General features: G+C 47.1%; 11 protein-coding genes. 8 read left to right on the forward strand and 3 right to left on the reverse strand.

Annotated features, from left to right (window positions below; all coding sequences use genetic code 11):
• Positions 1–27: 27 nt before the first annotated feature.
• The 3 genes from R8O70_RS10365 to R8O70_RS10375 form a co-directional block, all read right to left on the reverse strand.
• Complete coding sequence (locus tag R8O70_RS10365) at positions 28–426, reverse strand: hypothetical protein (protein WP_115386181.1); 399 nt, start codon at positions 424–426, stop codon at positions 28–30.
• Between the two features lie 102 nt (positions 427–528).
• The gene (locus tag R8O70_RS10370) at positions 529–1,131 is read right to left on the reverse strand and encodes a response regulator transcription factor (RefSeq protein ID WP_115386182.1); all 603 of its coding nucleotides are present in this window, start codon (positions 1,129–1,131) and stop codon (positions 529–531) included.
• Between the two features lie 25 nt (positions 1,132–1,156).
• Positions 1,157–2,992, reverse strand: a complete 1,836-nt coding sequence (locus R8O70_RS10375) for a sensor histidine kinase (protein ID WP_258624408.1) — start codon at positions 2,990–2,992, stop codon at positions 1,157–1,159.
• 180 nt (positions 2,993–3,172) lie between these two features.
• On the opposite strand from R8O70_RS10375, the gene dsrO reads away from it, so the two are divergent.
• The 8 genes from dsrO to R8O70_RS10415 all read left to right on the forward strand — a co-directional run bounded on the left by dsrO (position 3,173) and on the right by R8O70_RS10415 (position 13,931).
• A complete protein-coding gene (dsrO, locus tag R8O70_RS10380; protein ID WP_191116004.1) occupies positions 3,173–3,940 on the forward strand; it encodes a sulfate reduction electron transfer complex DsrMKJOP subunit DsrO in 768 nt (255 codons plus the stop codon).
• Positions 3,937–5,067 (forward strand): NrfD/PsrC family molybdoenzyme membrane anchor subunit, encoded by a 1,131-nt coding sequence (gene nrfD, locus R8O70_RS10385; protein WP_191116005.1) that lies wholly within the window; start codon positions 3,937–3,939, stop codon positions 5,065–5,067. The genes dsrO and nrfD overlap by 4 nt, the downstream gene beginning before the upstream one ends.
• 17 nt (positions 5,068–5,084) lie before the next feature.
• Positions 5,085–8,177: a tetrathionate reductase subunit A gene (locus tag R8O70_RS10390; RefSeq protein ID WP_258624411.1), complete on the forward strand. Its 3,093-nt coding sequence runs from the start codon at positions 5,085–5,087 to the stop codon at positions 8,175–8,177.
• Positions 8,178–8,454: 277 nt separating this feature from the next.
• Positions 8,455–9,018: a c-type cytochrome gene (locus R8O70_RS10395; protein WP_372034639.1), complete on the forward strand. Its 564-nt coding sequence runs from the start codon at positions 8,455–8,457 to the stop codon at positions 9,016–9,018.
• Between the two features lie 8 nt (positions 9,019–9,026).
• Positions 9,027–10,079 carry a c-type cytochrome gene (locus R8O70_RS10400; RefSeq protein WP_151515001.1) on the forward strand — a complete coding sequence of 351 codons (1,053 nt, stop codon included), beginning with the start codon at positions 9,027–9,029 and terminating at the stop codon, positions 10,077–10,079.
• 303 nt (positions 10,080–10,382) lie between these two features.
• Entirely contained in the window at positions 10,383–11,714 is a 1,332-nt protein-coding gene (locus R8O70_RS10405; protein ID WP_005376683.1) for a paraquat-inducible protein A, read from the forward strand.
• Positions 11,707–13,353 carry an intermembrane transport protein PqiB gene (pqiB, locus tag R8O70_RS10410; protein ID WP_085569764.1) on the forward strand — a complete coding sequence of 549 codons (1,647 nt, stop codon included), beginning with the start codon at positions 11,707–11,709 and terminating at the stop codon, positions 13,351–13,353. Before R8O70_RS10405 ends, pqiB begins: the two co-directional genes overlap by 8 nt.
• Entirely contained in the window at positions 13,353–13,931 is a 579-nt protein-coding gene (locus R8O70_RS10415; RefSeq protein ID WP_005376681.1) for a membrane integrity-associated transporter subunit PqiC, read from the forward strand. The genes pqiB and R8O70_RS10415 overlap by 1 nt, the downstream gene beginning before the upstream one ends.
• Positions 13,932–14,025: the final 94 nt, after the last annotated feature.

Below are 14,025 nucleotides of genomic sequence, written 5' to 3' on the forward strand. Positions count from 1 at the left end.
TGACGCTAGTGGTCAGAAAGCACGCTTTTATTCTCGGAACACACAGAAAGTCAGATGGACTCGATACTTACGGCCTATCGGTTCCGTCCAATGTTGCGCACCAATATAGGCACTGCACAACCAAATTGCCGAAGCAAAAAGACCGACAAACAGAACAACAATAAATACATCGAGTTGATGTTGAGAAAACTGAATTAACTTTTCAGACAATTTGCACTTGCTGGTTTCTTTAGTATCAATCGACTTGACGCTCGAACGCTCATCAGCAAGTGAAACCGCGGGCGATTCCGTCTCATATTTCATAGAGCATGACGATGCAAAGCCTGAATTTTGCATCAGACACACAACCACCACCCAGCCAATAATCGCCAGTAGCCATTTTGCCCGCTTATGTGGCGTGTGATGCCGTTTAGTCAACAAACTCATAAGAATTCAGATAAAGTAAGAACGAAGAAGATAATACGCGAGTCGTCATAAAGCTCAAGTTGTATCCTCTAAATAGCCTTAAGAGGCTTCACTCGCTAAGCTTTAATCTAGCTTGCCATAAATATATGCCAACTCTGCGACGGTTTTTGCCGAGAACTTCTTCAATAGATTAGCTCGGTGTACTTCAACCGTTCGCATTGCTATGCAAAGTTCGTCAGCAATACGAATGTTGCGTTTTCCTTCAATGATCAAACGTAAAATGTCTTTTTCTCTAGGTGTGAGCGATTCATAAGCCGATTTAGCTGCTGCCATATCGAGGTTTGTGGCAGACTGCGCCTGTCCCTGCAAAATGGCTCGTGCCAGTTCATCGCCTTTGACTGGTTTTTGGAAGAAATTGACCGCCCCAGCTTGCAATGCATCGACCGCCATCGGAACATCACCATGCCCTGTCAGATAAATAACGGCTAGCGGGCTGTTGGCTTTATTTAAAATTTGGTGCACTTGCTGGCCACGAAGGTTGGGCATTCGGCTATCAAGGATCACGCATCCGGCCTGATGAATGTTCACTTTATCGAGAAAAGATTGCCCATCAGCAAAAGTCGTCACGTTGAAGTCATGCTCTTCCAACATAAAAGCGAGCGAGTCACGCACCGATTCATCATCATCGACTACAAAAACAGGTAGCTGCTTTTCATCGCTGCTCATTAAGTGCTCCTATGCCTAGTTCAGATTAGTTTTGATATGGAAACACAAGCTCAACCAAACAACCATGTGGTGCTGTCGAGCTGATGACAAACTCGCCACCATGCATTTCCATCACATCGCGACAAATGGCTAACCCTAGCCCAAGCCCTTCTTCTTTGCTACTCACAAACGCTTGAGTCGGATTCTCTTGCTGCAACCCTGTACCATTGTCTAACACTCGAATAGAGAGTTGACTGATTTGGTAATCGCAATGCAGGGCAATTTTACCTTGATAACCTGATGAGTGATATTTCTCTTGGAACAAAGTACACGCATCAATCGCGTTGCTGATCACATTAACTAAAACCTGTTGTACGCCAACTGCATCGACAAGTAACGGACGAATGTTCCCTTCTGTACTGGCCACAATAGAAATGTTTTGCTTCTGCATCCGAAAATGGAGTAACTCAATCGTGTCATCAATGAGTACTTGAAGATCGCACGACGTTTTGTCGACACTGCGCTTGCGAATCAACGTTCTTAATCGCTGAATAATTGCATCGGCTCTTTCAACTTGGCCCTGTATTTTCTCAAGCACAGGGACAATATCTTCATGAGGGCGCTTTTTGGCCAAGCGAAGTAAACCGCCTTCACTATAGTTGCGAATGGCTGCCAGTGGCTGATTGAGTTCATGGGCAAGACTAGTGCCGATTTCTCCGACAATCGCGACCCTTTGTGAATGTTCTAACTGTTCACTTTTCTCTTTTAATCGCAACGATGTCTGCTCCAACGCTTGCTTACTCTTGCTAAATCGATACTCAAGCCAAAAGTGGTACGCGTTCAACACAATCACAAACATGAACAGCGCCCATGCCCATTCTTGATGACTACGCAGCCAGCGTAGAGCCTCACTCCACCAAGGTTGTTGCAACGGATGGAGATCCAACGCCTGATAAAGTTTGTCGATGCTCAGCAAGCTGACGGGGGACGTCCAACCTGACGCGCCTGCCGCAATAACCGCAGGGTGTTCAGGTGGCATCGCTAACAATACTTGCGCAATCTGTTTGGCGATCTGAGCTGAGCCGCGCTCTGTTTTGGCAAATGACCAGTTAGGATAAAGCGGTGTGGAAACAGCGCATAACGAGCGCTCGTTCGGCTGTTGATGTAAAACTCGGTAATTACTCGGTTGTAAAAGCCCTTCACTTAGCATCTGTTCCAATAAACAAGCAGGGACAACGGCCGCTTCCACATTGCCATCACGTAATTGATACAGGTTGGCATCAATAGGAAAACCAAGATAGCGGACATCAGAAAAGAAATCGTTTGGATTAAGCCCCATTTTGACTATTTGATAGCGCATCGTTAGATAACCACCAAACGCTTTTTCTGATACCGCCGCAACAGGACGTCCTGAGACATCTTGCACCGTTTGATAACTTGAATTGGCTCGAACCACAAGCGCCGAACCAATGCCGTAATTCGAGTTTTGTGGTGCTCTGCTGGTTAGCGTTGCCATCCACGACAGCGCGTATTGCCTGCCCAACCGCACTGCCTGACCTGGGTTGGTTAAGATGAAATCCATGGTCTGAAACTTCACCGCTTCGCCCATTTCATCCAAGTTAAGGGGATGAAGGACAAAATGCACATCGGAAATTTGCTGATTGAGCCAATCAATGGTCGGTTGCCATCTCTGCTCAGCATAAAGATGGCCGCGTATCGCTAACACGCCCACTTCGACTTTTTGCTTGGCCTGTGGCTGCTCTGCTTTTTGCTCTTGCATTCCTTGCAGATCTGCTTGTTCAGAAACTGCGCCCTGAGCCAAAGATGCAAAGGCAACTAAGCAAAGAACCCAAAACTGAAGCAACCGTGGCGTTTTGTTCATGATGAGTAGAATCGTTCCTTCGAAAGTAATGGAGCAAGAATAACAGCTACCCTTGGTAAACCACATTTGTTTTAGATCAAGTTTGATCTGGGTATGTGGAAATCCACAATATAAGCCTCGCAGTGCATTTCTCACAATGGAATCAGTCAATTCAAATACAACAAAAAAAGCAGGTGAGTTATGGATTCCACCAAACGTCGCTTTCTCAGCGCGGTCACAGCCGGAGCCGCGTTAATTCCAGTCGCTGGCATTGGCACGGCAACTGCGGGAAACATTATTCGAAATAACCAGTCCGCTGACCGAAAAGGACAAGTCGGGAAGCGTTATGCCATGGTGATAGATTTGCGTAAATGTGTCGGATGCCAGGCTTGCACTGTGGGTTGCAGCATCGAGAACCAAGCGCCAATCGGTCAGTTCCGAACCACCGTAAAGCAATACGAAGTTACGTTAGATGATGGCTCTACAGCCACGCGAGAAGCAAAAGCCTTTATGCTACCGCGCCTGTGTAACCACTGCGACAACCCACCTTGCGTGGCAGTGTGTCCGGTTCAAGCAACCTTTCAGCGCAAAGATGGCATTGTCATGGTGGATAACAGCCGCTGCGTCGCCTGCGCGTACTGCGTACAAGCTTGCCCTTACGATGCTCGCTTTATCAATGAAGACACCCTCACCGCAGATAAATGTACCTTCTGTGCTCACCGTCTAGAACAAGGTCTATTGCCTGCCTGCGTGGAAACCTGTGTTGGCGGTGCACGTGTAATTGGTGATTTGAATGATCCATCAAGCGAAGTCCGCCGCTTAATTGCGAAGCACCAAGACGACATCAAAGTGCTAAAACCCAACGAAGAGACCAAGCCACACGTGTTTTACATCGGCATGGATGAACGCTTTACCAGCCATATCGACGGGCAGCCAGCTATTTACGACCCACAAGGAGAGCACGCATGAACATCACCGAAGTGTTAGTCCAACCTCAAGCGATGGCTTGGCTCCCGTGGGCGGTACAGTATTTCTTCTACATCGGTTCGGCTTATGCGGCTGCTATTTTATTCCTAATCGCCCTATTATTTGAAAAACACACCAGCCACAGACTGCGCGCTGCGCTTGTGCTGACGCTGGCCATCGGCGCCATCGTGGGACCATTAGCGTTAACTGGTGATTTACACCAACCGGGACGCGCATGGCATTTTTACGCACACATCACTCCGTGGTCATGGATGTCTCTAGGCTCGCTGTTCCTGCCTGTTTTTTCTACGCTGGCGGTTGCGACAGCATGGCTGTATCTGCGTCAGGATCTTATCGCACTGCGAAATCAACCGGGAAAAGTACTACCTCTGTTATCTAAGTTATCGCTCGGTGAGTGGACAATTTCTCACAAAGTGATGCTCACAATATCTGCAATCACCGTGTTATCAGGCTTAACCATCGCCCTTTATACTGGAGCTGAAATTGCAGTCGTTAAATCGCGCTCTTTATGGCACCAACCCGCGTCACCAATTCTTTGGTTTGTCACTGCATTTATGGGCGCTGTCGGATTTTCTCTGCTGATTTGGTTACTGCTGCCTAGCCAATCGAAAGCTCTCACTTCTGGTGATAACAATTTACTCAAAAAGTCACTGGTAACGAGCGGCGTTCTGACGCTGATTCTCCTACCCATTTGGGCATCCAACAACTCTACATTTTCGCTCTATTCTAGCGAACGATGGATGCACAACATTGCCTTGCTCACTTTTGTCGTTTTAGGTTGTATTTTGCTCGCCTTCATCTTCTTGCGCGATACCCAAAAGTCCACATCAGCCAGATTTCGTCACGTCATAGGGCTCGGTTTTGTGTCTGCTGCCGCACTGGCAAGTGCATGGCTGATTCGCTGGTTCACCATCATGGAAGTGCAAACCATCGCCAAGTTCGATGCAGGGCTGTATCCATACCAACTCACTATGGATGGAAATGGCTGGATAGGCATTATCGGCATGCTCGGATTATGGCTTGCTCTGGCACTGCTCGGCTCAGAGCTGGTTCAGCCAAAACAAGATATCGAAGCAAACGCATCATCACTCACCTTAACTGAACGCTAATCAAAGAGGATTTCATTATGGATAACAAACGCCGTCAGTTTTTGAAATCAGGCCTTGCAGTCGGTGGGCTTGGCGCATTTGCTGCAGGTTACGCCACCACAACCAAGCACATGGTAGAAGGTGCGCTGGAAGGCACTGCTGGGCAAAAGACCCGCGATATTCACCACGGCAATTCCCTCGAACCAGAATACGCCGTCAATAACCAAGGTAATCTGATCCCAAATCCAAACCAGCGTGTTGCACCATCGATGTGTTTTGGTTGCTGGTCACTGTGCGGATTGCGTGTACGCATTGATAACCGCAATGACGAGATCTTGCGTATCAGTGGCAACCCATATCACCCGCTGTCTCATCAGCAACACATTCCTTTCGAAACGCCAGTCAAAGATGCTTATTTGAGCTTGGCAGGAGAAGCGGGCCTTGACGGCCGTTCGACCGCCTGTGCAAGAGGAAACGGGATGCTAGAAATTCGCAACAGCCCGTACCGCATTACTCAGCCGCTGAAACGAGTTGGCAAACGCGGCGAAGGAAAATGGATTCCGATCAGCTACGAGCAATTGATAAAAGAAGTCGTTGAAGGTGGTGATTTATTTGGTGAAGGCCATGTTGATGGCTTACGCGATATTCGCGATTTAACAACGCCCGTTGATCCTGAAAACCCAGAATATGGACCGAAAGCCAACCAATTGTTAATGACCAACGCAGGTAACGAAGGCCGAGACGACATATTCAAACGCTTCGCGTTCAACAGCTATGGTACGCGTAACTTTGGGCATCATGGCTCTTACTGCGGCTATGCATTTCGTGCTGGCAGCGGCGCATTTATGAACGATTTAGATAAGAACGCACACTTAAAGCCAGACTTTGATAATGCGGAATACATCATCTTCATCGGTATGTCGCCAGCTCAAGCGGGTAACCCTTTTAAGCGTCAGGCGCGCCAACTCGCCAATGCGCGAACAGAAGGCAGCTTGGAATACACCATCATCACACCAAGTTTGCCGGCGGGTTCATCGAGCTTGGCAGCAGGTGACAATAACCGCTGGATACCAATCAAACCGGGCACCGACTCTGCCCTCGTGCTTGGCATGATCCAATGGATCATCGAAAACCAACGCTACAACAAAACCTTCTTGGCGCAGCCGGGGGCAAACGCGATGAAACGAGCCGGCACCGCGCACTGGTGTAATGCTACGCATCTCGTGATAAGCGATAATCAGCACCCGAGAAACGGCACGTTTTTACGCGCGTCCGACTTGAATCTGCCATTCGAGGGCGAAGTGTTGTCTGACTCCGACCCGTACGTCATCGTGGATGAGCAAAGCGGCGAATTTGGTGTTCATACCCAAGCTGAGGAAGCGGCACTGTTTGTCGATAAAACGGTTTCGCTTGCATCGGGCGAAGTGCGCGTAAAATCGTCTCTACAAAGACTCAAAGAAGAGGCGTTCAAATACAGTCTTGAGTTCTACAGCCAACAATGTGAAATCCCTGTCGAACAAGTTGTTGAACTAGCAAAGCGCTTCACCAGTCACGGAACAAAAGCGGTGGTCGATACCCACGGTGGCAACATGCACACCAATGGGTTCTATAACTCGTTTACCATCATGATGCTCAATGCGTTGATTGGTAACATAAATATGAAAGGCGGCGCGATGGCCAAAGCGGGTGGCTACCCAACTTCCGCTGCGGGTCCTCGTTACGACTTCACCAAATTTGCTGGCAAAGTCGGCCCGAAAGGCGTCTTTTTGTCGCGCAGTAAATTCCCCTACCACAAAACCAGCGAATACAAACGTCGCGTTGAGGCAGGTGAATCACCTTACCCAACTCGCGCCCCTTGGTATCCGTTTGCCGCGCCACTGCTGACAGAGCACCTATCTGCGGCTATTGATGGGTATCCATACCGCGTTAAAGCGTGGATCAACCACATGGCGAACCCGATGTATGGTGTACCCGGATTGAAAACGCTGCTGGAAGACAAGCTTAAAGATCCAAAACAACTCGGTTTGATTGTGTCTGTTGATGCGTTCATTAACGAAACCACCGCGTTGTCGGATTATATTGTACCTGACACGGTCACCTACGAAAGCTGGGGTATGGCAACGCCTTGGCACGACGTTCCGGTGAAAACCGTCACCGCTCGTTGGCCGATTGTGGAAGCGCGAACAGAGAAAACCGCCGATGGTCGTTCGATTTGCTTAGAAAACTTTTTGATTGATGTCGCCAAGAAAATGCAACTAGGCGGCTTTGGTGACAACGCGATTCAAGATGCGCAAGGGAATTGGCACGCTCTCCACAGCGCTGAAGATTTCTACTTACGTTCCGCGGCAAACTTGGCTTATGTGAAAGGCGGGGTGCCTGAAGTTTCGGCAGAAGACATTGCGTGGTCCGGCCTAGAGCGTTTAATGCCAGCCATGCAGAAGACGCTGACAGCGGATGAGATGAAACGTGTGGCGTTTATTTTTGCTCGCGGTGGACGTTTTGAAAATGCAACCGAAGCGTATCAAGGTGAGCAAATGAAGCACAAATGGACACGACCTGTCGCGATATGGAATGAACGTGTCGGCAGCGCAAGAAACACCATGACCGGTGATTTCTACACGGGTTGCCCAACATGGCATCCACAAAAACTGGCCGATGGCACACCAATGGAAGACCAGTTCCCAAGCTCAGAATGGCCTTTCAGCCTAACGAACTTTAAATCCAACATTCACAGTGCGGTATCCAACCTATCGCCAAGGTTGAACTCGATTAAAGGCGTAAACCCAGTGTACATCCATCCAATCGATGCCGAGCGCGCAGGCATTAAAACGGGTGATGAGTTTGTTATCGAGACACCATCTGCAAGCACCAAAGCACTTGCGATGATAGTCAACGGGATTCGCCCTGGCACACTCGGATTTGAACATGGGTTTGGTCATACCGAGCTAGGACAACGCTCACACTGGATCGGCGATAAACAACAACCCGTAAAAACGCGCAGCCAAGATGGCGTCAACATTAACGACATTGGCTTAATTGATCCTACCCGAGAAGGTAAAGGTGTATTGTTGGATTGGGTAGTGGGCGCGGCGGCACGTCAGTCCCTGCCGGCCAAAATCCGCAAAGCGTAACGCCGCACGTTAGGACGTCTCTACCACTTAGAGCTGCCGATTTGTGCAGCTCTTCACCACTTTGTTTTTATCGCTTATAGAACAACCAATAAAAACAAATACGGCCATTTACACTTATTAAATATGTGGAAATCCACAATACCTTTCATTATTGACAAGGCCGACAATATTGTCCAAGTGACTACCAAGTAGCACTTAGACATATTAATAAAAATTAAAGTGAGTCAGCATGTCAAAAATTCTTCCAGTGGTGGTGGCCTGTTTGTTAGCAACCACTATGGGCGCAAGCGCCTCGTCTATTCCGGAAAAAGCCAGCGTATGTAGCGGTTGTCACGGCCAAGATGGCATGGGACAGCCAAATATCGCGCCGATGATCGCTGGTTTAAACGCGAATTATCTCAACACTCAAATCGAACTATTCCTTAGTGGCGAACGCCAAAATGTGGTCATGCAAGGCATGGCGAAGGAACTCAGCGATCCCGCAGATCGGAAGGAAGTTATGAAGTACTTTGCTAACCTCCCGAGCTATGAGTTCACGAATCCAGAACAACGCGGCGACCAAGCTGATATTCGTAACCCTTATCGTAAATTAATTTTCCAAGGCGATTGGGATAGAAATATTCCAGCTTGCGCAACTTGTCATGGAGCCAGCGGTATGGGCGTCGACAAGTTCCCTCGCCTCGCAAGCCAACATGCTGATTACTTAAAAACGCAATTGATGGCATGGAAAAACGGCACTCGCAGTGGCGACCCGCTCAATATGATGGGGACCATCGCTAAAAATCTCACTGACAAAGAGATCGAAAATCTTGCTTACTACTTTGCCTCATTACGTTACTAGGAGCAGTCATGAAACGTTTCTATTCTTTGTTCGCACTGCCTTTCATTTCTACGCTCGTACTAGCTAACGATCCATTACCGGACCGCCAGAAAGAGCTACCTGCGATAGAAAAAGAAAAGCACGGTGAATACTTAAAATCGCGTGATCTCAGCACAATCCCAAACACCGCATTTGGTGAGCAAGTAAAACGCGGTTACTCGCTCTTTGTTAACTCACAACAAATGCGCGGAAAATACGTTGGCAACGAACAAAACTGTGTGAACTGCCATATGGAGGCAGGACGAAAAGCAAACGCTGCGCCACTGTGGGCAGCTTACATGGCATACCCTGCATATCGTAAGAAAAACGATCGCGTAAACAGCTATGCTGACCGTATCCAAGGTTGTTTCGAGTATTCCATGAACGGTAAAGCGCCCGCTTACGATTCGACAGAAATTGTTGCCCTTAGTGCTTACGCCTACTGGTTAGCGATGGGCGGCTTGCTTGACAAACATGGTATGGCGGATGAACCCATTCCAGAACTAGACGCAAAAACGTTGCAAATTGGTGGAAAAGCAAAAGACTTCCCGTTGCCCGAAGCCATCGCACAAGCATTACCAATTGAAAAGCGGGGTAATCTCTCTGGGCGTGGCTACCCAAAAATCGCCGCCCCTGAGCAAGAACCATCAATAGAGCGAGGCGCATTGGTCTACGAAAAGAACTGTGAAACTTGCCATCGCGCCGACGGTTCAGGCATCAAAGACACCAACGACCATTCATACATTCCACCACTTTGGGGCGAATATGCGTATAACTGGGGCGCAGGTATGCACCGGATTAACACTGCAGCCTATTTTATTTACGAAAACATGCCGCTTGGGAAAAGTGTGCAGCTGACAGAGCAAGAAGCTTGGGATGTCGCAGCATACGTCAACAGCCATGAGCGTCCACAAGATCCTCGATTCAAAGGCAATGTCACCGCAAACGCGGAGAAATATCACCAGCACCAAGGCTATTACGGCAAAACGCTCAACGGTACGCAAGTCGGGGCCAATGCCTTTAAGAGCGGAACGGTCAAGTAAAGTACAACTAAGCACCTTAAATAAAATGCTCTTTTTCCCTGCTCAGATTATCTGGGCAGGGTTACTTACCCTTAAAAACAAGTAATTACCCCCCTCCACAGACAAGCAATATCACATTATTTTCGACTTCCAACATACTCATCTTCGCCGTAAAATCTTGTACCAAACGTGACTTCGTTTATGTCTTAGATTTCCCATATGCTCTAATGCCAAAAGTAAGAAACTCGTAAACTCCTGAATCAAAACAAGCGTGCCTAGTGAAAAAAGAGTATTCTTAAAGCAAATGAATCTAAAACCTACCCGATGAGTATTCAACCTAATTCCCGTCAGTTAATTTCATGCGAAGAGTGCGGCCTTGTTGTTCGCATTCCCGATATCGAACAGGGGCAAAAAGCACAATGTCCTCGATGTTCGCATTCGCTGACTAAAGTGAATGCCAAGCCTTACCAAAGCGTGATCGCCATATCATCGGCATGTTTGATCATGTTAGTGCTAAGCATTTCTTTCCCTTTTATGTCGTTCAGCGTGCAAGGGTTGTCGCAAGAAATCACCTTGTTGCACGCTGCCAAAATGCTGGCTGAGTTTCAAAATGTGCTTTTGGGTGTGCTGCTACTCGCAACAGTTATCGTTTTGCCTGCAATCTATGTTGGTCTCATTCTCTTTCTTCACCTTGAAGCATTAAAAGCACGTAAACATACCCCCTCTAAAAAGCAGCAACGAATGGCAAAAGTTTTATGCCGTCTTCTGTTTCGAGTCGAACCTTGGTTAATGGTGGATGTATTTTTGATTGGCGTGTTGGTCAGCTTAATTAAAATCGCTTCCCTCGCAGACATAGGAATGGGCACTTCATTCTGGGCGTTTTGTGTATATACCGTTCTGGTAGTCAAATGCATATCAATGGTCGACAAAAGCTGGCTCTGGGGGCACTTTATTCCAGCTATCGAGCTACCTGATGTAAAAGAGGGTGATACGCACCATAACCACAACCATATTGGTTGTCATACGTGCCACCAGCTCAACCCTATTGAAGCTAAAAAACACCAACACTGCATTCGTTGTAAAAGCCCTATTCACAAATACAACCCCGCAGACAATTTACAAAAAGCTTGGGCGCTTTTGTTTGCTTCAATCATTTTCTATATCCCTGCGAACCTCTACCCTATGATGTACACCGTAAGCCTTGGACATGCAGAAGGTTCGACTATCATGGAGGGGGTAATATTGCTTTGGCATTTAGGTTCTTACCCTATTGCGATGGTAATTTTCTTTGCTAGCGTATTTATTCCAATGGCGAAAATGCTGGCACTCGCGTGGCTGTATTACAATGCGCAAAAAGCGCGATATCTTCCGCACGAAGAGAGTATTTCACGCTTAAAGATCTACCGCATAACTGAGTTTATTGGCCGTTGGTCCATGATCGATATCTTCGTCGTCGCGATCTTAGTTGCACTGGTTCAGCTGCAAAACTTAATGGCGATTTATCCAGGTCCTGCTGCGCTCTCTTTCGCGGCAGTGGTCATTTTTACTATGCTTTCTGCAATGATATTTGACTCACGTTTGTTGTGGCAATTGCCACAAAACGAAGTGCAGGAGCCGATTTCTGACAACTTAAACGAGAAAGCCAAATATGAGTGATGAGAACAACGTAACCGCTCAAATAAAACCGCAAAAGCAGATTTCTGCGATATGGATTGTCCCGATCCTTGCGCTAGCCATGGGAGCGTGGATGCTGTTCCAATATATCAACAGTACAGGCCCACAAATTACTCTCCAACTGCCAACCGCAGATGGGATTGAGGTTGGCAAAACCGAAATCCGAGCATTGAATGTAAAAGTCGGACTGATTACTGAAGTCACTCTCAGTGAAAATTACGATCACATCATCGCTAAGGCACAAATGAACAAGGATGCAGAACGCATGCTGCGAGATGACACCATGTTTTGGGTTGTGAAGCCTCGTATTGGCCGTGATGGCGTTTCAGGTTTAGAGACCTTGCTCTCTGGCGCTTATATCCAACTTCAGCCGGGTAAATCTAAGATAGAGAAAGAGCGCTTTACGGTCTTAGATGTTCCCCCAGTCGCCTCTCCTGATGCAGAGGGGTTACGCCTTGTGTTAACACACCGCGAGGCTGGTAAGCTAGGCGTTGGTGACCCCGTCATTTATAAAGGCTTTACGGTTGGTCGTGTAGAGAAAACCAGCTTTGATGTTGACACTCGCAAAGCGTTATACCAACTCTTTATTTTCAAGCCTTATGACAGCTTAGTGCGCACTCGTACCAAGTTCTGGCTGAATTCTGGCGTAGATTTACAGCTCAACGCTGAAGGGTTCGAAGTCAAGTTTGGCTCATTAGAGAGCATGCTAACGGGTGGTGTTACCTTCGATACCGTTCCAGGTCTTGAATCCGGTGAACAGCTCACTGAAAATATGGTCAACTTCCGCTTGTACGATGATATTAAACAACTTCGAGAAGGCATGTACGATGATTATATTGAATTCGTTATGCTTTTTGATGAATCGGTACGAGGACTTAAACGTAAGGCACCTGTCGAATATCGAGGCTTGAGAATTGGTACTGTGATGCGTGTACCAATGCGACTTCCAACCCCAGAAGAGAACTTTTCTGCGAAAAAAATCCCTGTATTGGTACGTATCGAGCTCGGCCGTGTTTATGGCGATTTCCAATCCCAATCTTTACCAATGTTAAAAGATAAATTGAAGAGTGAGTTTGCTAAAGGCCTACGTGGTACTTTAAAAACAGGTAACTTATTAACAGGCGCACTGTATGTTGACGCCGACTTCTATCCAAATGACGAGCCTTACGTACCGAGTAAGTTTGCTGATTTAGATGTTTTCCCAACCATGCGTGGTGGTTTTGCGCAGGTTCAGCGCCAAGTGAACGACTTCCTAAATAAGATTAATAACTTACCGATGGAAGAAACGCTAGATTCTCTCAATTCAACGTTAAAAACGTCTGAAAAAACGTTAGCTTCAGCAGAACGCGTGGCGGACAGTATTGATAAACTTTTGAATCAAAAAGAGACGCAAGAGATCCCAACAGATATTCGCCGAAGCTTACAGCAATTACAAAAAACACTCGATGGTTATGGGCCCAACTCAACCATGTACAGCGAAATGGAAGCCACGCTAAAAGAATTAGAAAGCGTGATGACAGAGTTTAAACCCGTACTTAAACAGCTAAACGAAAAGCCAAACTCTCTCGTGTTTGGAGAAGATGAAATCAGTGACCCAATACCAGTTAAAGGCCAAAACTAATGAAACGAGTATTCTTTCTGTCTATCGCGCTATTTGTCGGTCTAACGGGTTGCAGTAGCGCTCCGCAAACTAAAGGAGCTATGTACCTTCTACCTAAGGCGGAACCAGTGACGCTGAGCTCTTCTGATATCGCTCAGCGCCCAACTTTAGTTGTTCGTCCAGTGACATTGGCGAGTTATTTGAATGATAATGGCATTGTTTATCGAACCTCTGAGACCCAAGTTATTCAGGCAAAACACAATCAATGGGCGCACAGTATTTCTGAGCAAATCACTCAGAGAGTTGTCGCGGAACTACGTCAAAAGCAAAGTCATTACTGGCCGACTGAAATGAATAATCTGTTGGATCAAAGCGGTGAAGCCAAACTACAGCTTACGTTAAATAAATTTAATGGCAGCTACAAAGGTAATATCGAAATTGAGGGAGAATGGTTACTCATTAATGCCGAAGGTAAGGTCGAAAACAGTGCGCCAATACAAATCTCAAAGCCGCTTCAAGATGAAGGCTATGAAGCGCTCGTCAACGCTTTATCCATAGGCTTAGAAAGCCTAACCTCAGACATTGCCAAACAACTCTAAGTCAATGTTAATTACAGGGAAGCAAGTTGCTTCCCTTTTTTATGCAGAGTGTAGCGACTTCTACTAAGCTGAAAGCTGACGAAAAGCCGAAAAG

The sequence above is a fragment of the Vibrio sp. 779(2023) genome (assembly GCF_033344285.1).
In the GTDB taxonomy this organism is placed as follows: domain Bacteria; phylum Pseudomonadota; class Gammaproteobacteria; order Enterobacterales; family Vibrionaceae; genus Vibrio; species Vibrio alginolyticus.